At 65.1% G+C, this 22,360-nt stretch carries 21 protein-coding genes and 1 pseudogene; 18 read left to right on the forward strand and 4 right to left on the reverse strand.

The annotated features are described in order from the left end of the window. Both B2V21_RS20305 and B2V21_RS20310 read left to right on the forward strand, forming a co-directional pair. On the forward strand, window positions 1-444 hold a 444-nt coding region (locus B2V21_RS20305), incomplete at its 5' end, for a phosphoribosylglycinamide synthetase C domain-containing protein (RefSeq protein ID WP_286917856.1). Window positions 445-534: 90 nt separating this feature from the next. After that, window positions 535-3,300 (forward strand): hybrid sensor histidine kinase/response regulator, encoded by a 2,766-nt coding sequence (locus B2V21_RS20310; RefSeq protein WP_286917857.1) that lies wholly within the window; start codon window positions 535-537, stop codon window positions 3,298-3,300. A gap of 182 nt (window positions 3,301-3,482) precedes the next feature. Here B2V21_RS20310 and cobJ read toward each other — a convergent pair whose 3' ends face one another. From cobJ to cobG, 4 genes are read right to left on the reverse strand one after another with little or no spacing between them, the layout of a single operon-like run. Beyond that, complete coding sequence (gene cobJ, locus B2V21_RS20315) at window positions 3,483-5,174, reverse strand: precorrin-3B C(17)-methyltransferase (RefSeq protein ID WP_286917858.1); 1,692 nt, start codon at window positions 5,172-5,174, stop codon at window positions 3,483-3,485. After that, window positions 5,174-5,905: a precorrin-2 C(20)-methyltransferase gene (locus tag B2V21_RS20320; RefSeq protein ID WP_122744044.1), complete on the reverse strand. Its 732-nt coding sequence runs from the start codon at window positions 5,903-5,905 to the stop codon at window positions 5,174-5,176. Before B2V21_RS20320 ends, cobJ begins: the two co-directional genes overlap by 1 nt. Further along, window positions 5,905-6,531: a precorrin-8X methylmutase gene (locus B2V21_RS20325; RefSeq protein ID WP_049861983.1), complete on the reverse strand. Its 627-nt coding sequence runs from the start codon at window positions 6,529-6,531 to the stop codon at window positions 5,905-5,907. The genes B2V21_RS20320 and B2V21_RS20325 overlap by 1 nt, the downstream gene beginning before the upstream one ends. Next, window positions 6,524-8,011, reverse strand: coding sequence for a precorrin-3B synthase (cobG, locus tag B2V21_RS20330; protein ID WP_286917859.1), 1,488 nt, complete (start codon window positions 8,009-8,011; stop codon window positions 6,524-6,526). Before cobG ends, B2V21_RS20325 begins: the two co-directional genes overlap by 8 nt. A 42-nt stretch (window positions 8,012-8,053) precedes the next feature. On the opposite strand from cobG, the gene cbiE reads away from it, so the two are divergent. The 16 genes and pseudogenes from cbiE to ureC form a co-directional block, all read left to right on the forward strand. Continuing rightward, the gene (gene cbiE / locus B2V21_RS20335; RefSeq protein ID WP_286917860.1) at window positions 8,054-9,262 is read left to right on the forward strand and encodes a precorrin-6y C5,15-methyltransferase (decarboxylating) subunit CbiE; all 1,209 of its coding nucleotides are present in this window, start codon (window positions 8,054-8,056) and stop codon (window positions 9,260-9,262) included. Further along, entirely contained in the window at window positions 9,255-10,352 is a 1,098-nt protein-coding gene (locus B2V21_RS20340) for a cobalt-precorrin-5B (C(1))-methyltransferase (protein ID WP_286917861.1), read from the forward strand. The genes cbiE and B2V21_RS20340 overlap by 8 nt, the downstream gene beginning before the upstream one ends. After that, on the forward strand, window positions 10,349-11,074 hold the full coding sequence (locus tag B2V21_RS20345) for a cobalt-precorrin-6A reductase (RefSeq protein WP_286917862.1): 726 nt from the start codon (window positions 10,349-10,351) through the stop codon (window positions 11,072-11,074). Before B2V21_RS20340 ends, B2V21_RS20345 begins: the two co-directional genes overlap by 4 nt. A gap of 80 nt (window positions 11,075-11,154) precedes the next feature. Then, complete coding sequence (locus B2V21_RS20350; protein WP_122744096.1) at window positions 11,155-11,637, forward strand: copper chaperone PCu(A)C; 483 nt, start codon at window positions 11,155-11,157, stop codon at window positions 11,635-11,637. Between the two features lie 17 nt (window positions 11,638-11,654). Continuing rightward, complete coding sequence (locus B2V21_RS20355; RefSeq protein ID WP_286917863.1) at window positions 11,655-12,074, forward strand: DUF2946 domain-containing protein; 420 nt, start codon at window positions 11,655-11,657, stop codon at window positions 12,072-12,074. Between the two features lie 153 nt (window positions 12,075-12,227). After that, window positions 12,228-13,589, forward strand: coding sequence for a PepSY-associated TM helix domain-containing protein (locus B2V21_RS20360; protein WP_286917864.1), 1,362 nt, complete (start codon window positions 12,228-12,230; stop codon window positions 13,587-13,589). Window positions 13,590-13,989: 400 nt separating this feature from the next. Then, window positions 13,990-15,255: an urea ABC transporter substrate-binding protein gene (urtA, locus tag B2V21_RS20365; RefSeq protein WP_049861991.1), complete on the forward strand. Its 1,266-nt coding sequence runs from the start codon at window positions 13,990-13,992 to the stop codon at window positions 15,253-15,255. Between the two features lie 191 nt (window positions 15,256-15,446). Further along, on the forward strand, window positions 15,447-17,012 hold the full coding sequence (urtB, locus tag B2V21_RS20370; protein ID WP_286917865.1) for an urea ABC transporter permease subunit UrtB: 1,566 nt from the start codon (window positions 15,447-15,449) through the stop codon (window positions 17,010-17,012). Continuing rightward, a complete protein-coding gene (urtC, locus tag B2V21_RS20375) occupies window positions 17,012-18,091 on the forward strand; it encodes an urea ABC transporter permease subunit UrtC (RefSeq protein WP_043191047.1) in 1,080 nt (359 codons plus the stop codon). Before urtB ends, urtC begins: the two co-directional genes overlap by 1 nt. Continuing rightward, on the forward strand, window positions 18,088-18,948 hold the full coding sequence (gene urtD, locus B2V21_RS20380) for an urea ABC transporter ATP-binding protein UrtD (RefSeq protein WP_056844351.1): 861 nt from the start codon (window positions 18,088-18,090) through the stop codon (window positions 18,946-18,948). Before urtC ends, urtD begins: the two co-directional genes overlap by 4 nt. Window positions 18,949-19,076: 128 nt before the next feature. After that, entirely contained in the window at window positions 19,077-19,775 is a 699-nt protein-coding gene (gene urtE / locus B2V21_RS20385; RefSeq protein ID WP_049861994.1) for an urea ABC transporter ATP-binding subunit UrtE, read from the forward strand. Window positions 19,776-19,807: 32 nt separating this feature from the next. Next, window positions 19,808-20,647 carry an urease accessory protein UreD gene (locus B2V21_RS20390; protein ID WP_282349881.1) on the forward strand — a complete coding sequence of 280 codons (840 nt, stop codon included), beginning with the start codon at window positions 19,808-19,810 and terminating at the stop codon, window positions 20,645-20,647. Window positions 20,648-20,695: 48 nt separating this feature from the next. Then, window positions 20,696-20,998 (forward strand): urease subunit gamma, encoded by a 303-nt coding sequence (locus tag B2V21_RS20395; RefSeq protein ID WP_049861996.1) that lies wholly within the window; start codon window positions 20,696-20,698, stop codon window positions 20,996-20,998. Between the two features lie 9 nt (window positions 20,999-21,007). Continuing rightward, window positions 21,008-21,526, forward strand: a complete 519-nt coding sequence (locus tag B2V21_RS20400; RefSeq protein WP_286917866.1) for a GNAT family N-acetyltransferase — start codon at window positions 21,008-21,010, stop codon at window positions 21,524-21,526. A 34-nt stretch (window positions 21,527-21,560) separates the two neighbouring features. Beyond that, complete coding sequence (locus B2V21_RS20405; RefSeq protein ID WP_286917867.1) at window positions 21,561-21,866, forward strand: urease subunit beta; 306 nt, start codon at window positions 21,561-21,563, stop codon at window positions 21,864-21,866. A gap of 135 nt (window positions 21,867-22,001) precedes the next feature. After that, window positions 22,002-22,360: pseudogene (gene ureC / locus B2V21_RS20410) on the forward strand (urease subunit alpha); the annotation flags it as partial.

The raw sequence follows: 22,360 nt of genomic DNA on the forward strand, positions 1-22,360 counted from the left end.
AAGGTCATCGAGTTCAACTGCCGCTTCGGTGATCCGGAAACCCAGCCGGTCATGCTGCGCCTGCAGTCGAGCCTTATTCTGCTGATCGAAGCGGCCTTCGCTCAGGCGCTGGACAAGATCGAAGCGCAATGGGACCCGCGGCCGAGCGTCGGCATCGTGCTGGCAGCCGGTGGCTACCCAGGCGACTACGGCAAAGGCGATGTGATCGGTGGCCTGGATGCAGCGGCGAACGAGCCGGGCAAGGTGTTCCATGCGGGCACCGCGCTCAAGGATGGCCAAGTCGTCACGGCAGGTGGCCGCGTGTTGTGCGCCACGGCACTGGGTGACAGCGTCGGCGCCGCCCAACGGCAGGCCTATGCGCTGGCAGCCAAGATCGATTGGTCTGGCTGCTTCTATCGTCGTGACATCGGTTACCGGGCCATTGCTCGCGAAAACGGCGAGTAAACGGTGAACGTCGAGGGCGTGACGCCCTCGACACACGTTTCACAGCGCACACGGCTATAATCAGGCATTCATCTACGAAGGGATTTCGCCTTGCGCTGGCTCAGGACTGCCATAGGATTCACCGCGGGCCTGCTGGCCCTGCTCTGTATGCTCGGTGCTCACGCAGAGTCGGCGGGCGGCTGGTCGATGCTGATGGACGAGGATGGCCGGCTGCAGTTGGGCGACGTGCGCTCCGAACGCTTCCAGAACCAGTTCTCCCCCGTGCAACTGCGCCAGGTCAACGCCGCCGGACCTAATGGCGCGCTGTGGCTGCACTACCGCCTGCCGCCGAGCGACCAGGAATTGTTGCTACGGATTTTCTGCCCCGATCTCAAGGCGCTGGATTTCTACGTGCTCGATGCCGACGCGCTCATCAGACGCGCCTCCTCGGACACCGATGTCAATACTGAAGCCCCGCTGGCCAGCAGTGATCATCTGCTGACCCTGCCGGTGAGCCAGAAGCCTCTGGACGTCTATCTGCGCATCGCTTCGGAACACCAGATTCGTCCCAGCATCGTGCTGCAATCGTCTTCCGCGGCTGCCGCCGACCAACGTGAGCCATTGCTGTTCGGTCTGCTGTTGGGCTGTGTCGCCATGCTCATCCTGCACAACCTGATGTGCTTCGCCCATCGGCGCTCCAGCAGCAGCCTGTGGCTGGCCTGCTCCCAGGCATGCCTGCTGGCATCGGCGCTGATCCTGTTCAACTTCACCGGACCCTGGGTTTCGCTCTGGCCGGGGGCGCGCACGCCGGCTGCCTACAGTGCGCTGCTGCTGGCATCGGTGACCGGGCTGCTGTTCTGCCTGCGTTTCTTTGCCGTGCGCCAACACCAGCGCTCCAACACCATCATCAAGGCCGAAGTGGCGCTGATTGCCCTGTGCGGGTTGCTGCTGCTGTTCGTCGACGGCCTGCCATTCAACTTCTTCGCCTACGGCCTGCTGGCTCTGACCAGCCTGACCATGCTGATGATCGGCGGCTGGCACTGGCTGCAAGGCTACCGCCCGGCACGCACGTTCTGCCTGGGTCTGCTGGTGTGCAACCTGGGCTGCCTGGTGGTCCTGCCAGCGCTTCTCGGCCTGACCCGTACACCTTCGCAATGGCTGATCTTTACCTTGCTCGGATTCGCCATGGTCGGCGGAGTGATCCTCAATGCCGCCCTGACCCAGCGTCTGCGCAGCATCAGTGAGGATCGCTACAGCGCCAGCCGGCAACTGGCGGCCAGCACAGCCGAGATCAACGCCAAGGCAGAATTTCTGGCCAAGCTCAGCCACGAGATTCGTACACCCATGAACGGCGTACTGGGCATGACCGAGCTGTTGCTGGGCACGCCGCTGTCGGTCAAGCAACGCGACTATGTACAGACTATCCACAGTGCCGGCAACGAGCTGCTCGGTCTGATCAACGAGATCCTGGATATTTCCAAGATCGAATCCGGACAGATCGAGCTCGACGATGTGCAGTTCGACCTGCACGCGTTGATCGAAGACTGCCTGAACATCTTCCGCGCCAAGGCTGAGCAGCAGAACATCGAACTGATCAGCTTCACCCAGCCGCAGGTGCCGCGGGTCATCAGCGGTGACCCTACACGCCTGCGCCAAGCGCTGCTGAGCCTGTTGGACAACGCCCTGAAGAAGACCGACCAGGGTGAGATCCTGCTAGTAGTGGCGCTCGACCAGCGCAGTGCCACACCCCGCCTGCGCATCGCCGTACAGGACAGCGGCGAACCGATGCCAAGCGCCGAACGCGAAGCGCTGCTGCACACCGAGCTGCGCAGCACCAACCTGCTCGACGGCAACCGCCTGAGCGGGCATCTGGGGCTGGTGATCGCCCGTCAACTGGTGCTGTTGATGAAGGGGGATTTCGGCATCAAGAGCGGCAGCGAGCATGGCAGTACCCTGTGGCTGACCCTGCCGCTGGATCCGCAGCGACTCGAACAGCCCTGCTCGGACCTCGATCTGCCGCTCAAGAACGCACGGGTGCTGGTGGTCGACGACAACGAAACCTGCCGCAAGGTGCTCGTGCAGCAGTGCAGTGCCTGGGGCCTGAACGTCAGCTCGGTGCCGTCAGGCAAGGAAGCCTTGGCCCTGCTGCGCACCAAGGCGCATTTGCGTGACTATTTCGATGTGGTCCTGCTGGACCAGAATATGCCCGGCATGACCGGCATGCAGCTGGCAGCGAAGATCAAGGAAGATCCAAGCCTGAACCACGATATTCTGCTGATCATGCTCACTGGCATCAGCAACGCGCCGAGCAAGATCGTCGCGCGCAATGCCGGGATCAAACGGATCCTGGCCAAGCCCGTGGCCGGCTATACGCTCAAGACCACCCTGGCCGACGAGCTCAGCCATCGCGGCGACATCGAGGCACCGCCACCTGCCGCTGCCCACCTGCCGCCGATCGACCTGCCCAGCGACTTTCGCATCTTGGTGGCCGAGGATAACAACATTTCCACCAAGGTGATCCGCGGCATGCTCGGCAAGCTCAACCTGCATCCGGACACCGCCAGCAATGGCGAGGAAGCCTTGCGAGCGATGAAGGCCCAACGCTACGACCTGGTGCTGATGGACTGTGAAATGCCGATCCTCGATGGCTTTTCTGCCACCCGTCAGCTGCGTGCGTGGGAGATGGGCAACCAGCGCGTGCGTACGCCGGTGGTGGCGCTGACCGCACACATCCTCAGCGAGCACAAGGATCAGGCGCGCCAGGCCGGCATGGACGGGCATATGGCCAAGCCGATCGAAATGTCGCAGCTGCGCGAATTGGTCGAGCATTGGGCGGCCCAGCGCGAGGCCATCGTGCCGCCTTTGAAAACCCTCTGATCCTGCACCTGCCCCTGTAGCAGCGGCGCGAGCCGCGTCAGCTGTATACGCGGTGTGTCAGGCAGTGCGCGGTGTGGCCGGACGCGGCTTGCGCCGCTGCTACAGGGGGGGTCGTTCGGCGGCAGTGTGCGCGGTGTGTCAGGGAGTGCGCAGGGTGGCAGCGGTTGATGTTCGTTTGCAGATCAGGGTTTGCTGCCGTACCAGCGTGGGGTATAGACCCAGGTGCCGCCTGCGGCCTTGGCGAAGGTGCAGGTGGTGGAGGAACCCACCAGGACCATGGTGCGCATGTCCACCTGCTCGGGGGTCAACTCGCCCAGGGTGATGACGCGCAGGGTCTGGCCGGGCCGGCCGATGTCTCGCCCCAGAACGATGGGGGTAGTAGGGGCGCGATGCTGGCGAACGATGTCCAGGGCCTTGCCCAATTGCCATGGGCGCGAGCGGGAAATCGGGTTGTAGAACGCCAGGGCCAGGTCGGCCTCGCAGGCCAGGTCCAGACGCTTCTCGATGATGGCCCACGGTTTGAGGTTGTCGGACAGCGACAGCACGCAGAAATCGTGGCCCAGCGGTGCGCCGGCCTGTGCTGCGGTGGCCAGGGAGGCCGAAACGCCCGGCAGCATCTCCAGTTCCACTGCATGCCAGCGCGGATCGGTGGATTCGTGCAGCGCCTCCAGCACGGCGGCCGCCATGGCGAACACGCCAGGATCACCGGACGAGACCACCACCACCGAGCGGCCCTGAGCCGCCAACTCGAACGCATGGCGGGCACGTTGCATTTCTTCGCGGTTGTCGGTGCAGTGCAGCACCTGATCGGCGCGGAACGGGCCGGCCATGCGCACGTAGGTCTCGTACCCCAGCACATCGTTGGCACGCGCCAGTTCCGCTTTGACCGCCGGGACCATGAGATCGGCAGCGCCGGGGCCCAGGCCGATCACCGCCAGACGTCCGCGCGGCAGGCCGAGGCTGGCAATGTCCAACGGCTGATCGGCCACGGCGATCGCCATGTGCTTGCCGATCGCGATGGGGGACGACTGCGGCGCTGCTTGGAGGGCCAATTGTGCCAGCGAGCCTTGCGCCGCGGCAAAGCGCAGCGGCACGGCCAACGCTGCCGCGGCTTCATGCAGTACCGGATCAGCCATGTCGCGCTCGTTCGCCAACAGGCACGCCAGCGATGGCAGGGCAATGCCGCTGCGCTGCAGCGCGTCACGCACGGACTCGGCCAGTTCGGGCTGCGCCGCACTTACCGCGACCAGCACGTTACGTGGGTGGATGAGCAGCTCGTTGGCCGAGGGCTGCCGCGCCTCGCTGCCGACATGGATGGTCAGCCGCGCCTGGGCATCCTCGGGCAGGCGCGCATCGGCCAGCCACGGCGCTGCGCCTTCGACACGCACGGCTTCACCGGCCAGCAAGTCGGAAACGAAGCGCTTGCCCAGCTCCAGATCGGCCAGGGCGTAGCCACTGGGCGGATTGAGCAGGCAGGTGCCGAAGCGCAATTCGCCGCTGGTGGTGATCGCGGCGGCGATGCCCAGCCCTGCAGCGATTTCACGGGCCAACACATTGACCCCGGCCAGGCCTCCCAACAGCGGCACGACGGCGCTGCCGTCCTCGGCCACGGCCAGCACCGGAGGCTCGGCGCCCTTCTCCAGCAGGACCGGCGCCAGGCTGCGGATGACGATACCTGCCGCGCACAGGGCGATGATCGGCGTGTCTTGCTGATACAGCTGACGCAAGGTGGCACCGAAGTCCTGGTAGCTGAGGTCGACATCGGTCACGCGCTCGGCCAGGCCGTGGATCAGCGCCTGTGGATAGCATTGCTGCAGGCGCCGCGCGGTGGCCAGTGCGCCACTGCCGAGAATCACGATTGCTGGAGCGTTCATCAGCCTTGCCACCTCTCACCCGGAACGATGATCAAGGAAAAATACGGCGACGAGGTCGGATCGACTTCGGCCAGGGGGACGACCTTCTGATTGGCCATGGTCGCGCGCTCGACGTATAGCGCGCGCTCGGCCAAGCCGAGTTCGGCCAGCACCTGGCGAACCTTGGGAAAGTTGCGACCCAGCTTCATGATGACTGCGGCGTCGGCGTCGGCCAGACGACGCTTGAGGTCATCCGCCGGGAGCACGCCCGACAGCACCGAAAGGCTCTGATTGCGGTACACCAGCGGCGCACCCAGCACCGAGGCGCCACCGAGCATCGAGCAGACGCCGGGAATCACTTGGGCTTCATAGCGCTCGGCGAGCCGATCGTGCAGGTACATGTAGGAGCCGTAGAAGAACGGATCGCCTTCGCAGATCACCGCCACGTCGCGGCCGGCATCCAGGTGCGCGGCGACGTCCAGGCTGGCGGCGTCGTAGAAATCGCTGATCACCTGTTCATAGGACAGGGGCGCGGGCAGTGCCTCGGTGGTGACCGGGTAGACCAGCGGCAGCAAGGTCTGCTGCGCCTGCAGATGGCCTTCGATGATGCCGAAGGCGTTGCCCTTCTTGCCCTTGGCGACGAAATAGGCCACCACGGGCGCCTCGCGCAACAGGCGCAGCGCTTTCACGGTGATCAGTTCGGGATCGCCCGGGCCTACGCCCAGTCCCAGCAGACGGCCACGCGGTTGCATCACTCCACCTCCGTGGCCAATGCATTGACCGCTGCAGCCGCCATGGCGCTGCCGCCCTTGCGACCTTCGACGATGACGAACGGCACGCCACGGCTGTCGGCCGCGAGCATGGCCTTGGACTCGGCAGCGCCGACGAAGCCGACCGGAAAGCCCAGGATCAGGGCAGGCTTGGGCGCGCCGGCATCGATCATGTCAAGCAGGTGGAACAGCGCGGTCGGCGCGTTGCCGATGACCACCACCGAGCCGGCCAGATGGGGCCGCCACAGCTCCAGCGCTGCCGCCGAACGGGTATTGCCCAGGGCCTGGGCCAGGGCGGGCACGCTGTCGTCCTTGAGGGTGCAGATCACTGGGTTGTTGGCGGGCAGGCGGGCGCGCGTGATGCCTTCGGCGACCATGCGCGCGTCGCACAGGATGGGTGCACCGGCGGCCAGAGCATCGCGTCCGGCCTTGCCGGCACCGGGGGAGAAACGCAGGTCCTGGACGACATCGACCATGCCGCAGGCGTGAATGACCCGCACGGCGAGTTTTTCCAGGTCGGCGGGGATCTGGTCCAGCTTCGCTTCGGCACGAATGATGGCGAAGGAGTTGCGATAGATCTCCTGACCATCGCGGATGTAGTCAATCATGGGTGTCGCTCCGTGAGCGGTCGCGCAGCAGGGCAGCGGCCGCATCCAGTGAAAGATGGCGCGCGAGCAGGGTTCCGAATCCGGGTACCCCGGCTGCGCGTAGATACAGGTCGTAGTGGCCGGCGGTGCTGGCCAGCAGGGTCGCCGGAGCGACATGGGCGGCGGCGCATGAGCGAGAACAGCCACTCAGGTGGATGCTCAGCGGCGCTTGATCGGGCAACAGGGCGGCCAGGCGCACGGCGTCAGCCTTGGTATCGGCCAAGCCCTTGGCGCAGCCGCTGGCGCCCGTGCAGGCGATCATGGCGGCGAGGGGCTCCTGCGGACCGGTGATGAAACCCAACTCGGTCAAGGCTCGGAGCACCGGCTCGGGATCGTGTAGATCGGGCAACAGCAGGCCTTGCCAGGGGGTCATGCGCAGGGTGCCGTTGCCGTGGTCGCGAGCGAGCTGGGCGGCGCCGCGCAGCATGGCTGGGGTCAGACGTCCCAGGGGGGCCAGGGTGCTGATGAAGCTCAGGCCCGATTGGCGCTGTGGCTGGATGCCCAGTTTGAAGGTGGCTATGGGCTTGTCTGGCGGTGGTGGTTTAAACGCCAGGCCCAGGGTGCTAAGGAATGAATGGGTGGTGTCAGTTCCGGCCTCTTCGCGGGCAGAGAGCTCAGCCGCCCGCCCCGCTCCCACAGGTTCCGCGGCGCTGCTGCCGCTGTGTTGGTGACTGAGCCCTCTGCCTGCGAAAAAGGCGTTCTCATCGGCGAGCAGATCACGCATTCGGGTGTGCTCCGGTCGCGCCCGTTCGAGGAATTGCTCCAGCACCGCCGCCACCAGGGCATGGCCCTGGTCGAAGGGCACTGCGCCCACGGCAGCGTCGCTTCCGGGGGAGCCGGCCAGGCCGAACGCCCACAGGCACTGCCCGTCTCGCTCGAAGGCCGACAGCCAAAGGTCATGGTGGTGATCGAGCATCGCCAGGCGCTCGCCGCCCTGCAGTTGCACGGCGAACTTGGCCGACAACGCATGAAAGCGCGGCTCGGTTTCCAAGCTGTGGATGATCTTCGCGGCCAACGGGCGTGTATCCGCCACCTGTTGAGGGTCGATGCCTGCCGTGGGGCTGAGCATGACGTTGCGCACATCGTCACCGGCCGCCTCTCGCGGGCCCAGACCGGCCTGCAGCAGATGCTCGATCAGGGCCTGCCGCTGCTCACCGATGCCACGGATCTGCAGGTTGGCGCGGTTGGTCGCCTCGATCGTGCCATGAGCATGGCGCTCGGCCGCTTCGGCTACGGCATCGGCCTGGTCGGCGCGCAACTCGCCACCGGCCAGCTTGATGCGGCAGATGCCCCCGTCCAACGCCTGAACGATACGCAGCAACCCCGGACACGCCGAGGGGCGGACAACGTTCGAGGTCTTGTTCAAAGGGGCACCGGGCACGCGCGAAAAACCACTGGAAAGGGTAAGGCGCGGTATTATGCCTGCTTTGGCCGAAGGCATGAAAAGTCTGCCCGTCGGAATAGTTTTGTATGAGGGATATTCATGTCGGCCTGGCTGACCCTGGTAGGTATCGGTGAAGACGGTTTTGCGGGCCTGGGCAAACAGGCACGGCGCGCGCTGCTGAGCGCCCGGCGCATCGTCGGCAGCCCGCGCCAGCTCGAATTGCTGCCGCGCTGCATTGTCGGCATCCGGGTTGCCTGGTCTAGCCCGTTCAGCCTCGACGCCGTGCTGGCCGAACCCGGCGAGGCGGTCTGCGTACTGGCCAGTGGTGACCCGATGCTCTACGGCGTGGGCGCCAGTCTGGCGCGACAGATTCCAGCCGCGCAGATGCACGTGCTGCCCTCGCCGTCTTCCTATTCACTGGCCGCCGCGCGTCTGGGCTGGGCGCTGCAGGACGTGGTGACCCTCTCGGTGGTGGCGCGCCCGGTAGCGGCGTTGGCTGCACACCTGTACAGCGGCCAGCGCCTGCTGGTCTTGAGCAACGATGGTACGAGCCCGCGGGCCGTTGCCGAGCTGCTGCGCGAACGCGGCTTCGGCCTCAGCCGCGTGACCGTGCTGGAACACCTCGGAGGAGCGAAGGAACGGCGCATCGACGGTAGCGCCACCGATGATTTTCCCGACATCGCCGCGCTGAACCTCATCGCCATCGACTGCCAGGCCAGCCCGGACGCCCCGCGTCTGTCCCCGCTGGCCGGCCTGCCCGACACTGCCTTTCGCCACGACGGCCAACTGACCAAGCGCGACGTTCGCGCGGTGACCCTGGCGCGCCTGGCGCCCCGACCGGGAGAGCTGCTGTGGGACGTGGGCGCCGGCTGTGGCTCGATCGGGATCGAATGGATGCGCGCGCATCCCAGCTGCCGCGCCATGGCGGTCGAGTCCGACGAAGGTCGACAGGCCTTTATCGAACACAACCGCGATGCCTTGGGTGTGCCCGGCCTGCAACTGGTGCGCGGGCGGGCGCCGGGCGCGCTGGCCGGTTTGCCCGCACCCGACGCGATCTTCGTCGGCGGCGGCGTGACCCGCGAGAACGTGCTGGCCGATTGCTGGGCAGCGCTCAAACCCGGCGGTCGTCTGGTGGCCAACGCGGTCACCCTGCAGAGTGAACTGGCCCTGGTGCAATGGCGCGAGCGCTACGGTGGCGACCTGACCCGGCTGCACATTGCCCAGGCGGCCCCGCTGGGCGAGTTCGACACCTGGCGCCAGGCATTGCCGATCACCCTGCTCGACACGGTCAAGCCCCTCGATGCGTGAAGAAACGGCGGAGCAACCGGCCCCGTTGCGCAGCGGCCTGACCACCGGCAGCTGCGCCACGGCGACCAGTCTGGCGGCTGCGCGGCTGTTGCTGGGCGGTGGCGCCAGCGATGCGGTGCATATCGTGCTGCCCAAGGGCAAGCAGGTGTCGATGCGCCTGGAGTTCTGTCGGCTGAATGCCGACGGTGCCGAAGCCGGTACCCTCAAGGACGGCGGCGACGATCCGGATGTGACCCACGGCGCCCTGTTGTACACCCAGGTGCGTTTGCTTGATGCGCCCGGCATTCACTTCGTGGCGGGCGAAGGCGTGGGGACCGTCACCCGGCCAGGACTGGTGCTGGCCGTGGGTGAACCGGCGATCAATCCGGTTCCACGGCGAATGATCGACGAACACCTGACGCGCCTGGCCGAAGAGCATGGCTACGGCGGTGGCTTCGAGGTCACCGTCAACGTCGAGAACGGCGCCAGCCTGGCCCTCAAGACCATGAACCCACGCCTGGGCATCCTCGGCGGGCTGTCGATCCTGGGCACCAGCGGTATCGTGCGGCCTTTTTCGTGCGCGGCCTATATCGCCTCCATCCATCAGGGCATCGATGTAGCGACCACCAACGGCTACCGGCACATCGCCGCGTGCACCGGCAATGCCAGCGAGGACACCATGCGCGAGGTCTACGCGCTGCCCGAGATTGCCTTGATCGAGATGGGCGACTTCGTCGGCGCAGTGCTCAAACACGTACGCAAGGTACCCTTGGACAAACTCAGCCTGTGCGGCGGCTTCGGCAAGATCAGCAAGCTGGCGGCCGGACACATGGACCTGCACAGTCGCCATTCGAGCATCGACCTGCCGCAACTGGCGGGCTGGGCCAGCGACATCGGCGCCGATGCGGATCTGCAGGCGCGTATCCGCGCGGCCAATACCAGCCAGCAAGCCTTGGCCCTGGCCCATGCCGAAGGTGTGAAGCTGGGCGATGAAGTCTGTCGTCATGCCTGGCGGTTCGCCCGCAGCGTGATGCAGGATCGCGTTCAGGTAGAGGTGTTCGCCATCGACCGTCAGGGCGGGATCGTCGGGCAGGCGGGGGTCGCTCCATGAAGCGCATTCTGCTGCTAGGTGGCGTGACCGAAGCCTTGGCGATCGCTCGGACCTTGAGCCCGGAGCACGTCTACAGCCTGGCCGGCGTGGGTCGCGTGCCTACCGACCTGCGCTGCCAGGTGCGCGTCGGCGGGTATGGCGGGGCCGAAGGACTGGCGACGTACATCCGCAGCGAAGGTATTACGCTGCTGGTTGACGCGACTCACCCCTATGCTGCCCAGATGAGCGCCAATGCGGCCAAGGCGGCCGGCCTGGCGGGCATCGAGTGCTGGGCTTTGCGACGTCCGGCCTGGCAGCCTCAGACGGGTGACGACTGGAGAGAAGTGACCGACTGGGCTGAACTGGTGCAAGCGCTGGCGCCGTTCCAGCGACCGCTGTTCACCCTGGGTCGCGAGCCGCTGGAACACCTGCAGGAGATTCCACCCCATCAGCATTGGACCTTGCGAGCGCTGGACCCCTATCCCGGCACGGCACGTTGCGAGGTGATCGGCGCCCGCGGCCCCTTCCGCCTGGAAGACGAACGCGCCTTGTTCGCCCAGCGCCGTATCGATGTGCTGATCAGCAAGAACAGCGGCAGCGGTGCGACCGAGCCCAAGCTGCAGGTGGCAAGGGAGTTGGGGCTTCCGGTGCTGGTGCTCAAGCGCCCGCCCCTGCCGCAGGTGGATCGCACCTTCACGGATGCAGCAACGCTGCTGGCGCAGATGAATCAATACGCCCAGTAGCGCACCAGATTTACTGCGTTGGCCGCCGACGCGGCTTGCACCGCTGCTACAATGGCGGCTTTCGTACCGGGGTGTCTGCGATGAAAAGGTTCTGGTCTGCCTGTGTGCTCATGCTGCTCGCTGCCGCCGCGCAGGGCGACGCCCGCCAATACAAGGCCGGTGACCTGCTGATCGTCGAACCCTGGGCGCAGGAACTGCCGCCCAATGCGCCCACCGTCGCGGTGTATTTCGAATTGCGCAACCGCGGGCTGGACGACGACACCCTGACCAGCGTCGACACGCCGATCGCCGGTGACGCGCAACTGCATCAGCACATCAACCAGGACGGCATGATGAAGATGCAGCAGGTTCAAGGCGTGACCATTCCGGCCAGCGGCCACGCGGTGTTCGCGCCCATGGCATTTCACGTGATGCTGCTGGACCTCAAGCTGAGCAGTCCCCTGCAGGCGGGCCAGCATTTCCCACTGACCCTGCATTTCGCCAAAGCGGGGGATTTCGTGGTCGAGGTGCAGGTGCTCACCCAGGCGCCAGCGCAGGACGATGCCGACGAGCATGCGCATTGAGCCGATGAATTGACCCGATGAGCCACCCGAGCGCCAGGCGCCCTTCTTCTCGGCCTTCTGCCCAGGCCCGCGCCAGCTGGATCAGCCTCTTTGCAGTGCTGATGATGTTCATCGGGCCGTTGATTTCCCAGTCGATGCCGATGGACCACCAGCGGTCCGCCATGGCCATGGACGGCGCCATGTCTGCCATGCAGCACGAGGCCCATGGCGAGCACCACGGTAGCGCCACGGCTGGGGGCGAGCTGCATGCCCTAATGGAGAAATGCGGTTATTGCAGCCTGTTCTTCCACTGCCCGGCGCTGCCACAGACGCTGGGTATCGCGGGCGCGAATTCGCAGCGCCCGCAGAGTGTCTTCGTTGCCCAACCTCGCCAGGGACATGCGACCCACGCGGTGTTCCCCGGCGCGCGTACGCGTGCGCCGCCCTCAATGGTGTGATCGTCGAATCCCAATGACTGTGAACTGATGCGGCGTCTGCGCAGGCCTATTCGCGGGTAGAGGACTTGCCGTCCGCCCCGCTCCCACAGGTCGGCATTGGCAGTGCATTGGTCAACGTTGAGCACAACGATACCGTTGGAACACCTTTCACCTATGAAAACCTCCTTCTACAACCTTGCCTGGCGCTGGCATTTCTACGCCGGGCTGTTCGTCGCGCCGTTCATGATCCTGCTGGCGCTGACCGGGATCATCTACCTGTTCAAGCCGCAACTGGACCCGTGGATGTACCGCGATCTGCTGGTGGTGCCGGTGGCCGAACAGCGCCTGAGTGCCGACGAACTGCTGTTGCGCACGCACAATGCTTACCCGCGTGGCACCATCGGTCAGTACCTGCCGCCCAACGCCGCCGAACGCAGCGCCCAGTTCGTGGTGCATACCGATGGCCGTGAGCTGAACGTATTCCTCAACCCCTACACCGGCGAGCGGCTGGGCGAGCAGGACGCCAAGTGGAACCTGCAGGCCGTGGCGAGGGCCCTGCATGGCGAGTTGATGATCGGCACCGTGGGTGATCGGCTGATCGAGCTGGCTGCCGGCTGGGGCATCGTGCTGGTGATCTCCGGCCTGTACCTGTGGTGGCCACGCGGCAATGCCGCCAGCGGTGTGCTCTGGCCGCGCTGGCGCAGCCGGGGCCGGGCGCTATGGCGCGACCTGCATGCGGCAGTCGGTTTCTGGGGCGCAGCGTTGCTGCTGATCATGCTGCTCAGCGGCATGACCTGGACCGGGTTCTGGGGCAAGCAGTACGCCCAGGTGTGGAACCGCTTCCCTGACGCCATGTGGAACGCCATGCCCAAGTCCGACGAGCAGGCCGGCCAGCTCAACCAGGCCCACCGCCAGACCGTGCCCTGGGCCATGGAAAACACGCCCATGCCCGAGTCCACCGGGGCACATGCCGAGCACATGGGCCATGGCGGGCACATGCACGCCCCGGCAGCGCCGTTGGTCAGCCTGCAGAGCGTGGTCGACACGGCCACGCGGTTGCAGGTGGAGCCCGGCTACAGCATCACCCTGCCGAGCACCGCGAGCGGCGTGTTCACTGTGGCGGTTTTTGCCGACGATCCACGCAATGACGCGACCGTGCACATCGACCAGTACAGCGGTGAGGTGCTGGCCGACGTGCGCTGGGAGCACTACGGTTTGATCGCCCGCGCCACTGAAACCGGGGTGATGCTGCATGAGGGCAAGATGTTCGGACCGATCAATCAGATCATCGTGCTGCTGATTTGCCTGATGATCCTGCTCAGTTCGGTCAGTGGCTTGGTGATCTGGTGGAAGCGCCGGCCCCAGGGCAAGCTCGGTGTACCGCCGCTGCGCCATGATCTGCCGCGATGGAAGGTGGCGGTCGGGGTGATGATTGCGATTGGCGTGGCGTTTCCGTTGGTGGGTGTGTCGCTGTTGCTGATCTGGGCGGTGGACCAGATGGTGGTGCGCCTGCGGCCGTCGATCGAAGCGATCTGAGTCATCCAGCTGTATCTGCGGTGCGCCCGGACGCGGCTTGCACCGCTGCTACAGGGAATCGGAGTACACCTGCAACGCCAGCGCAAGCCGCGTCGGCGGTACACACGCCGCGTCATCGGTGCACACGGTTTCTGTAGCAGCGGCGCGAGCCNNGGGAGCCGCGTCGGCGGGCGGCGCGGTTCGTCGTTCGGCTGGGGATGAAATCCGGCGCACCAATACCATCCACTGAAACGCACCACCGTTCGGATCGAGCACCAATGCGGTGCGGCCGATATTCGTCCCAGCCCTCCCTCGCCCCCTATCCCGCACCGGCGCGCGCTTCGGCACACCCCTTGCAAAGCTCCGCTGAGAAGTCCCCATCTGCCTCACTAAAAAAACATTCGTACATGGAGATTGCACAATGAAGCGTCGCAGCTTGATCAAGGCGTTCACCCTTTCCGCATCGATCGCTGCCATGGGCTTGTCCTGGACGATTCAGGCCGCCGAGACCATCAAGGTCGGCATCCTGCATTCGCTGTCCGGCACCATGGCGATCTCGGAGACTTCTCTGAAAGACATGGCCCTGATGACCATCGACCAGATCAACGCCAAGGGCGGCGTGAATGGCAAGATGCTCGAGGCCGTGGTGGTGGACCCGGCGTCGAACTGGCCGTTGTTCGCCGAGAAGGCACGGCAGTTGATCACCCAGGACAAGGTGGCGGTGGTGTTCGGCTGCTGGACGTCGGTGTCGCGCAAGTCGGTGCTGCCGGTCTTCGAAGAGCTCAACGGCCTGCTGTTCTACCCCGTGCAGTACGAAGGTGAAGAGATGTCGCCGAACGTCTTCTACACTGGCGCGGCGCCCAATCAGCAGGCGATCCCGGCGGTCGAGTACCTGATGAGCGAAGACGGCGGCGCGGCCAAGCGCTACTTCCTGCTGGGCACCGACTACGTCTACCCACGCACCACCAACAAGATTCTGCGCGCCTTCCTGCACTCCAAGGGCGTGGCCGACAAGGACATCGAAGAGGTCTACACCCCGTTCGGTCACTCGGACTACCAGACCATCGTTGCCAACATCAAGAAATTCTCGGCCGGCGGCAAGACTGCCGTCATCTCCACCGTCAACGGCGACTCCAACGTGCCGTTCTACAAGGAACTGGCCAACCAAGGCCTGAAGGCCACCGACGTCCCGGTCGTGGCGTTCTCGGTCGGCGAAGAAGAACTGCGCGGCATCGACACCAAGCCGCTGGTGGGCAACCTGGCAGCGTGGAACTACTTCCAGTCGGTGGAGAACAAGGAAAACACCCAGTTCGTCGCCGACTGGAAAGCCTACGCCAAGGCCAAGAACCTGCCGAACGCCGCCACCGTGGTCACCAACGATCCGATGGAAGCGACCTACGTGGGCATCAACATGTGGGCCCAGGCCGCCAACCAGGCCAAGTCCACCGACGTGGACAAGGTACGTGAAGCCATGGCCGGGCAGACCTTCGCCGCGCCGTCGGGCTACACCCTGACCATGGACAAGACCAACCACCACCTGCACAAACCGGTAATGATCGGCGAGATCGAGGATAACGGTCAGTTCAACGTGGTGTGGCAGACCAAGGAGCCGATCCGTGCCCAGCCATGGAGCCCTTACATTCCGGGTAACGACAAGAAGCCGGATCACGCTGTGAAGAGCAACTGATCCAACCAGCCTCCCTAAGCCGTCGTGTAAGCGGACTGCTGTAGGAGCGGTCATCGGCCGCAAAGGGGCACCGTGGTGTGCATGACAGACCTTGGTGGCCCTTCGCGGCCGATGACCGCTCCTACAAAGGGCCGCAAGGTTTCTGTGGGGCGGTCTGCGGCCGCCATTGCCGTCAATTCAAAGGACTTGCCATGTCCCTCATCAAATTCCTCGTCACTGTCGTCCTGCTGCTGCCACTGATGGCCAGCGCCAACGACGCCAGTGATTTCACCGGCGCCTCGTCTGCCGAGCAGGTCCGCCTGCTGGAAGCCTGGGCCGCACAACCGGACCCGGCACGGCTCGAACTGCTCGACGCCTTGCAGGAAGGCCGGGTTGCCGCCGACGCCGAGAAAAAACCGTTCATCGAAACCAATGGCCAGATGACTCCCGCCGACGGCACCGCCGCGGCCGTGGAACCGGTGCGCAAGCTGCGCCTGAACAACCGCCTGCGCGGCCTGGTGGAAACCGCCCTCGCCAGCCACCAACTGCTGAGCGAAAACGCGCAGGTTCGCCTCGCCGCTGCGCAGCAACTGCAACGCTCGGCACAGCCCAACCAACTGGCCTTGCTCGACCGCCAGAGCGCCGGGGAACAGGACGAAACGGTAAAGACCGCCCTGACCCTGGCCCTGGCCAACCTGCAACTGGTCGCTCCCGAGCCCACCGTACGCCTGGCTGCAGTGCGCCTGCTGGGCGAAACCGGTGAGCCCCTGGCCCGCACCCGTCTGGAAAACCTGCTGGCGCCGGGCGTGGAAACCGACCCGGGCGTGCGCACCGCCGCCGAGACCAGCCTGGCTCAGGTGAAGCGCAAGCTGATGATCGGCGACATCCTTGGCCAGGCCTTCAGCGGCATGTCCCTGGGCTCGATCCTGCTGCTGGCCGCTCTGGGCCTGGCGATCACCTTCGGCCTGCTCGGTGTGATCAACATGGCCCACGGGGAAATGCTGATGCTCGGCGCCTACTCGACCTATGTCGTGCAGATGCTGATCCAGCGCATCGCCCCCGGCGCCATCGAGTACTACCCATTGATCGCCCTGCCCGTGGCGTTCTTCGTCACCGCAGGCGTCGGCATGATTCTGGAACGCACGGTGATTCGTCATCTGTACGGTCGCCCGCTGGAAACCCTGCTGGCGACCTGGGGCATCAGCCTGATGCTGATCCAGGCGATTCGCCTGATCTTCGGCGCGCAGAACGTGGAAGTGGCCAACCCCGCCTGGCTCTCGGGCGGCTGGCAGGTGCTGCCCAACCTGGTGCTGCCGTACAACCGCATCGTCATCATCGCCTTCGCGCTGTTCGTGGTGGTCCTGACCTGGCTGCTGCTGAACAAGACCCGCCTGGGTCTGAACGTGCGCGCCGTCACTCAGAACCGCAACATGGCCGCCTGCTGTGGGGTGCCCACCGGTCGTGTCGACATGCTCGCCTTCGGTCTGGGCTCGGGCATCGCCGGCCTGGGTGGCGTAGCCCTGAGCCAGATCGGCAACGTCGGCCCGGACCTGGGCCAGAGCTACATCATCGACTCGTTTCTGGTGGTGGTACTGGGCGGCGTCGGCCAACTGGCCGGTAGCGTGTCCGCCGCGTTCGGCCTGGGCATCGCCAACAAGATCCTGGAACCGCAGATCGGTGCGGTGCTGGGCAAGATCCTCATCCTCGCGCTGATCATTCTGTTCATCCAGAAACGTCCGCAAGGCCTCTTCGCACTGAAAGGACGGGTGATCGACTGATGAATCAGCCATTGATGCTCACTGCCGCGCAGAAAGCCGGCCCGAAAGTGACCCTTGCCATCGGCGTCGTGGTCCTGGCGATCCTCATCGCCCTGCCGCTGCTGTCGCTGCTGCCGGCCAGCAACGGCTTGCAGGTCTCGGCCTACACCCTGACCCTGGTCGGCAAGATTCTCTGCTACGCCATCGTCGCACTGGCCCTGGACCTGGTCTGGGGCTACGCCGGTCTATTGTCCCTGGGCCACGGCCTGTTCTTCGCCCTAGGCGGCTACGCCATGGGCATGTACCTGATGCGCGAGGCGGCCGGGGATGGCCTGCCGGCCTTCATGACGTTTCTGTCGTGGACCGAGCTGCCCTGGTTCTGGGTCGGTACCGAACACTTCCTCTGGGCCCTGTGCCTGGCGGTGCTGGCGCCGGGCGTGCTGGCCCTGGTGTTCGGTTTCTTTGCCTTCCGCTCGCGGATCAAGGGCGTCTATTTTTCGATCATGACCCAGGCCCTGACCTTCGCCGGCATGCTGCTGTTCTTCCGCAACGAAACCGGCTTCGGCGGCAACAACGGCTTCACCAACTTCCGCAGCATCCTGGGCTTCAGCATCACCTCGCAAGGCACTCGCGCCGTGCTGTTCCTGCTCACCGTGGCGTTGCTGGTGCTGAGCCTGTACCTGGGCTGGCGCCTGGCCCGCAGCAAGTTCGGCCGGGTGCTGACCGCGCTGCGCGACGCCGAGAATCGGCTGATGTTCTGCGGTTACGATCCACGCGGATTCAAGCTGTTCGTCTGGGTGCTCAGCGCCGTGCTCTGCGGTCTGGCCGGCGCGCTGTACGTGCCGCAGGTGGGGATCATCAACCCCAGCGAGATGTCGCCGACCAACTCCATCGAAGCCGCCGTGTGGGTGGCTCTGGGCGGGCGCGGCACGCTGATCGGACCGCTGCTGGGCGCCGGCATCGTCAATGGCATGAAGAGCTGGTTCACCGTGGCGTTTCCCGAATACTGGCTGTTCTTCCTCGGCGCACTGTTCATCATCGTCACCTTGTACCTGCCCAAGGGTGTGATCGGCCTGTTGAAGAAGAGGGGTGAACAATGAGAATCACCGCTACCGGCGAGTTCATGCTCGAACCGATCCTCGACCCCAACAGCGACGCCGGCACCAGCCGCGATGCGATCGGCCTGGGCCAGGCCAGCGGTCCGGGGCTGAACACCCGACACGGGACGATTCTGACCCTGGAAGACATCAGCGTCAGCTTCGACGGGTTCAAGGCGCTCAACGACCTCAACCTGTACATCGGCGTTGGTGAGCTGCGCTGCATCATCGGCCCCAACGGTGCCGGCAAGACCACCCTGATGGACGTGATCACCGGCAAGACCCGACCCACCACGGGCAAGGCCTGGTTCGGCGAAACCCTGGACCTGACCCACATGAGCGAGGTGCAGATCGCCCAGGCCGGCATCGGTCGCAAGTTCCAGAAGCCGACGGTGTTCGAAGCCTTGAGCGTGTTCGAAAACCTAGAGCTGGCGCAGAAGACCGACAAGTCGGTCTGGGCCAGCCTGCGCGCGCGGCTGACCGGCGAGCAGCGCGACCGCATCGCCGAAGTGCTGGAAACCATTCGCCTGAGCGCGTCGGTCGATCGCCCGGCCGGTCTGTTGTCCCACGGCCAGAAGCAGTTTCTGGAGATCGGCATGCTGCTGGTGCAAGACCCGCAATTACTGCTGCTCGACGAACCGGTGGCAGGGATGACCGACGCCGAAACCGAGTTCACCGCCGAGCTGTTCAAGACCCTGGCCGGCAAGCATTCATTGATGGTGGTGGAGCATGACATGGGCTTCGTCGGCTCGATTGCCGACCATGTCACCGTGCTGCATCAGGGCAGCGTGCTGGCTGAAGGTTCGCTCGAGGCGGTGCAGGCCGATGAGCGAGTGATCGAGGTTTATCTGGGGCGTTGATGCCACAGGCCTCTTCGCGGGCAGAGCCCGCTCCCACACAGGACCTGCGCCGCGCTGAAGATCCTTGTGGGAGCGGGCTCTGCCCGCGAAGAGGCCCACCCAGACACTGCAACAACAAGGACAAACCCATGCTCCAAGTCGACCAGCTTCACCAATACTACGGCGGCAGCCATATCCTGCGCGGCCTGTCGTTCGATGTGAACATAGGCGAAGTGACCTGCCTGCTCGGGCGCAATGGCGTGGGCAAGACCACCCTGCTCAAGTGCCTGATGGGCCTGATCCCGGCCAAGCAAGGCAGCGTGGCCTGGGAAGGCAAGCCGATCACCGCATTCAAACCGCATCAGCGGGTACACGCTGGCATCGCCTACGTGCCCCAGGGCCGCGAGATCTTCGGCCGCCTGACCGTCGAGGAAAACCTGCTGATGGGGCTTTCGCGCTTTCCCGGCAGCGAAGCGCGCGAGGTGCCGGCGTTCATCTACGAACTGTTTCCAGTGCTGCTGCAGATGAAGCATCGCCGTGGTGGCGACCTGTCCGGTGGTCAACAGCAACAACTGGCAATCGGCCGCGCCTTGGCGAGCCGACCGCGCCTGCTGATTCTCGACGAGCCCACCGAAGGCATCCAGCCTTCGGTGATCAAGGAGATCGGCGCCGTGATCAAGCAGCTCGCTGCGCGTGGGGACATGGCCATATTGCTGGTCGAACAGTTCTATGACTTCGCCGCCGAGCTGGCCGATCAGTACCTGGTCATGTCGCGCGGTGAGATCGTCCAGCAGGGTCGTGGTGAAAACATGGAAACCGAGGGTGTGCGTGGCCTGGTAACCATTTAATCTTTGCCGCGACCCGAAAAAGAATGAAGGCCATGAATCTACCTGTCACTTCCCTGCCCTACACGCCCAGCTGGCACGCCCGGCTGGAGTTGGGCTACGCACGGTTCGGCGACAGCACGCGACCGACCCTGCGCCGCCACTTGGGTCCGTTGCGGGTGCAGAAGCATCTGTACGCCGAAGGGCCCGAGGTGTGCCAGCACATCATCGTGCATCCGCCAGGGGGTATCGCCGGCGGCGATCGGCTGGACATCAGCGCACAGGTTCAGGCCAACGCCTGGGCGCAGTTGACCACGCCGGGCGCGGCAAAGTGGTACCGAGCGCTCAGTCCGGCCTATCAAAGCACCGAGCTGCAGGTGGCCGCTGGCGCTACCCTTGAATGGCTGCCTCAGGAAACCATCGTCTACAGTGCCGCCCAGGCCGAACTGGATACCCGTATCCATCTGCAAGGCGATGCCCGGCTGTTCTATTGGGATATCGTGGCCGTGGGTCGTCCGGCGGCCGCCGAGCGCTTCGACCAGGGGCATTTCCAGTCACGCCTGGAGATCCGCCGCGACGGCGAGCTGATCTGGCACGAGCGCCAGCGCATCGTCGGCGACGACGGCCTGCTCGAATCGGCCGTGGGCCTGGGCGGCAAACCGGTGTTCGCCACCTTGCTGGTGACCGGCGAGATCGACCCGGCCCTGCTCGAACGCTGCCGTGCGCTGGCGACCCGCGTGCGCGGCGACCTGAGCCAGTTGCCGGGGCTGCTGGTTGCGCGCTGCCTGGCCGACGAGGCGCTGCATGCGCGTGACTGGCTGATCCAGCTGTGGACGCTGCTGCGCCCGGCCCTGCTGGGCCGCGAAGCGCTGGCGCCGCGGATCTGGAGCACCTGACTGAATCCTGCCTGCCTGGCTACCTACCAAAATTCTCAAGGAACCCACATGGACCTGACACCCCGCGAAAAAGACAAGATGCTCATCTTCACCGCCGGCCTGGTCGCCGAGCGCCGTCTGGCCCGTGGCCTCAAGCTGAATTATCCGGAGGCCATGGCGCTGATCTCCGCCGCCCTGCTCGAAGGCGCCCGCGACGGCCAGACCGTCGCCCAACTGATGCATTACGGCACCACCCTGCTCAGTCGCGAACAGGTCATGGAGGGCATCCCCGAAATGATCCCGGAGATCCAGGTGGAAGCCACGTTTCCCGACGGCACCAAGCTGGTCACCGTTCATCAACCCATCGCCTGAGGCACGCGCATGATTCGTGACGCCACCGAGCGCGACCTGCCAGGGATCTGCGCGATCTACAACGATGCGGTGCTCAACACCACCGCGATCTGGAACGAGCAGCCGGTCGACCTGGCCAACCGCCAGGCCTGGTTCGAAGCGCGCAAGGCGCAAAACTACCCGATCCTGGTCGCCGAGGAGCACGGCGAGGTCAGCGGCTACGCGTCGTTCGGCGACTGGCGCCCGTTCGAAGGCTTTCGCTACAGCGTCGAGCACTCGGTCTATGTGCGCAACGACCAGCGCGGCAAAGGCCTGGGCGCGCGCCTGATGCAGGTGCTGATCGAGCGTGCCCGCGAGCGTGGCAAATACGTCATGGTGGCCGCCATCGAAAGCGGCAACCAGGCATCGGTTCATCTGCATGAGCGTCTGGGCTTCGTCACCACAGGGGAAATGCCGCAGGTGGGCATCAAGTTCGGCCGCTGGCTGGACCTGACCTTCATGCAACTGGCCCTCAACCCCGGCGCCGAGCCGCCACAGGAGTCGGCTTGAACCGCCGTCCTTCATCACTTCGAGGAGCTCTCCCATGATTCCCGGCCAATACCAGATCCAGCCTGGCGACATCGAACTCAATGTCGGGCGGCGTACCTTGAGCCTGACCGTGGCCAACAGTGGCGATCGACCGATTCAGGTGGGGTCGCACTATCACTTTTTCGAGACCAACGATGCGCTGCACTTCGACCGTACCGCCAGCCGGGGCATGCGCCTGAACATTCCTGCGGGAACCGCAGTGCGCTTCGAACCGGGCCAGAGCCGCGAAGTGGAACTGGTGGACTTGGCTGGGCTGCGCCGCGTGTACGGCTTCGCCGGTCGCATCATGGGTGAGCTCTGAACACGCCCCTCTTGTAGGAGCGGTCCTGGGCCGCGAAAGGGGCGACGCGATCTACCTGATACACCGCAGCGGGCCATTCGCGGCCGATGACCGCTCCTACAGGGGCCACACACAATTGAATTGCAGGGCATAGCGATGAAGATTTCCAGAGAAGCCTACGCCGACATGTTCGGCCCCACCGTCGGTGACAAAGTCCGCTTGGCCGACACCGACCTGTGGATCGAAGTGGAAAAGGACTTCACCACCTACGGCGAAGAAGTCAAATTCGGTGGCGGCAAGGTCATCCGCGATGGCATGGGCCAAGGCCAGTTGCTGGCCGCCGAAGTGGTCGACACGCTGATCACCAATGCCCTGATCATCGATCACTGGGGCATCGTCAAGGCCGACGTCGGCCTCAAGGACGGGCGCATCGCGGCGATCGGCAAGGCCGGCAACCCCGACATCCAGCCCGATGTGACCATCGCCATCGGCGCCAGCACCGAAGTGATCGCCGG

The organism is Pseudomonas sp. UBA6276 (assembly GCF_002438365.1).
GTDB lineage: Bacteria > Pseudomonadota > Gammaproteobacteria > Pseudomonadales > Pseudomonadaceae > Aquipseudomonas > Aquipseudomonas coleopterorum.

What these genes read in the sequence shown, in the direction of transcription:
- B2V21_RS20350 (WP_122744096.1), top strand. Translation starts at nt 11,155, where the DNA reads ATGAAAAGGTTCTGGTCTGCCTGTGTGCTCATGCTGCTCGCTGCCGCC.
- B2V21_RS20320 (WP_122744044.1), bottom strand. Translation starts at nt 5,905, where the DNA reads ATGCAACCGCGTGGCCGTCTGCTGGGACTGGGCGTAGGCCCGGGCGAT.
- B2V21_RS20395 (WP_049861996.1), top strand. Translation starts at nt 20,696, where the DNA reads ATGGACCTGACACCCCGCGAAAAAGACAAGATGCTCATCTTCACCGCC.
- urtE (WP_049861994.1), top strand. Translation starts at nt 19,077, where the DNA reads ATGCTCCAAGTCGACCAGCTTCACCAATACTACGGCGGCAGCCATATC.
- B2V21_RS20390 (WP_282349881.1), top strand. Translation starts at nt 19,808, where the DNA reads ATGAATCTACCTGTCACTTCCCTGCCCTACACGCCCAGCTGGCACGCC.
- B2V21_RS20400 (WP_286917866.1), top strand. Translation starts at nt 21,008, where the DNA reads ATGATTCGTGACGCCACCGAGCGCGACCTGCCAGGGATCTGCGCGATC.
- B2V21_RS20360 (WP_286917864.1), top strand. Translation starts at nt 12,228, where the DNA reads ATGAAAACCTCCTTCTACAACCTTGCCTGGCGCTGGCATTTCTACGCC.
- B2V21_RS20345 (WP_286917862.1), top strand. Translation starts at nt 10,349, where the DNA reads ATGAAGCGCATTCTGCTGCTAGGTGGCGTGACCGAAGCCTTGGCGATC.
- urtB (WP_286917865.1), top strand. Translation starts at nt 15,447, where the DNA reads ATGTCCCTCATCAAATTCCTCGTCACTGTCGTCCTGCTGCTGCCACTG.
- B2V21_RS20325 (WP_049861983.1), bottom strand. Translation starts at nt 6,531, where the DNA reads ATGATTGACTACATCCGCGATGGTCAGGAGATCTATCGCAACTCCTTC.
- B2V21_RS20340 (WP_286917861.1), top strand. Translation starts at nt 9,255, where the DNA reads ATGCGTGAAGAAACGGCGGAGCAACCGGCCCCGTTGCGCAGCGGCCTG.
- cobJ (WP_286917858.1), bottom strand. Translation starts at nt 5,174, where the DNA reads ATGAACGCTCCAGCAATCGTGATTCTCGGCAGTGGCGCACTGGCCACC.
- B2V21_RS20405 (WP_286917867.1), top strand. Translation starts at nt 21,561, where the DNA reads ATGATTCCCGGCCAATACCAGATCCAGCCTGGCGACATCGAACTCAAT.
- urtA (WP_049861991.1), top strand. Translation starts at nt 13,990, where the DNA reads ATGAAGCGTCGCAGCTTGATCAAGGCGTTCACCCTTTCCGCATCGATC.
- cbiE (WP_286917860.1), top strand. Translation starts at nt 8,054, where the DNA reads ATGTCGGCCTGGCTGACCCTGGTAGGTATCGGTGAAGACGGTTTTGCG.
- B2V21_RS20355 (WP_286917863.1), top strand. Translation starts at nt 11,655, where the DNA reads ATGAGCCACCCGAGCGCCAGGCGCCCTTCTTCTCGGCCTTCTGCCCAG.
- cobG (WP_286917859.1), bottom strand. Translation starts at nt 8,011, where the DNA reads ATGCCTTCGGCCAAAGCAGGCATAATACCGCGCCTTACCCTTTCCAGT.
- urtD (WP_056844351.1), top strand. Translation starts at nt 18,088, where the DNA reads ATGAGAATCACCGCTACCGGCGAGTTCATGCTCGAACCGATCCTCGAC.
- urtC (WP_043191047.1), top strand. Translation starts at nt 17,012, where the DNA reads ATGAATCAGCCATTGATGCTCACTGCCGCGCAGAAAGCCGGCCCGAAA.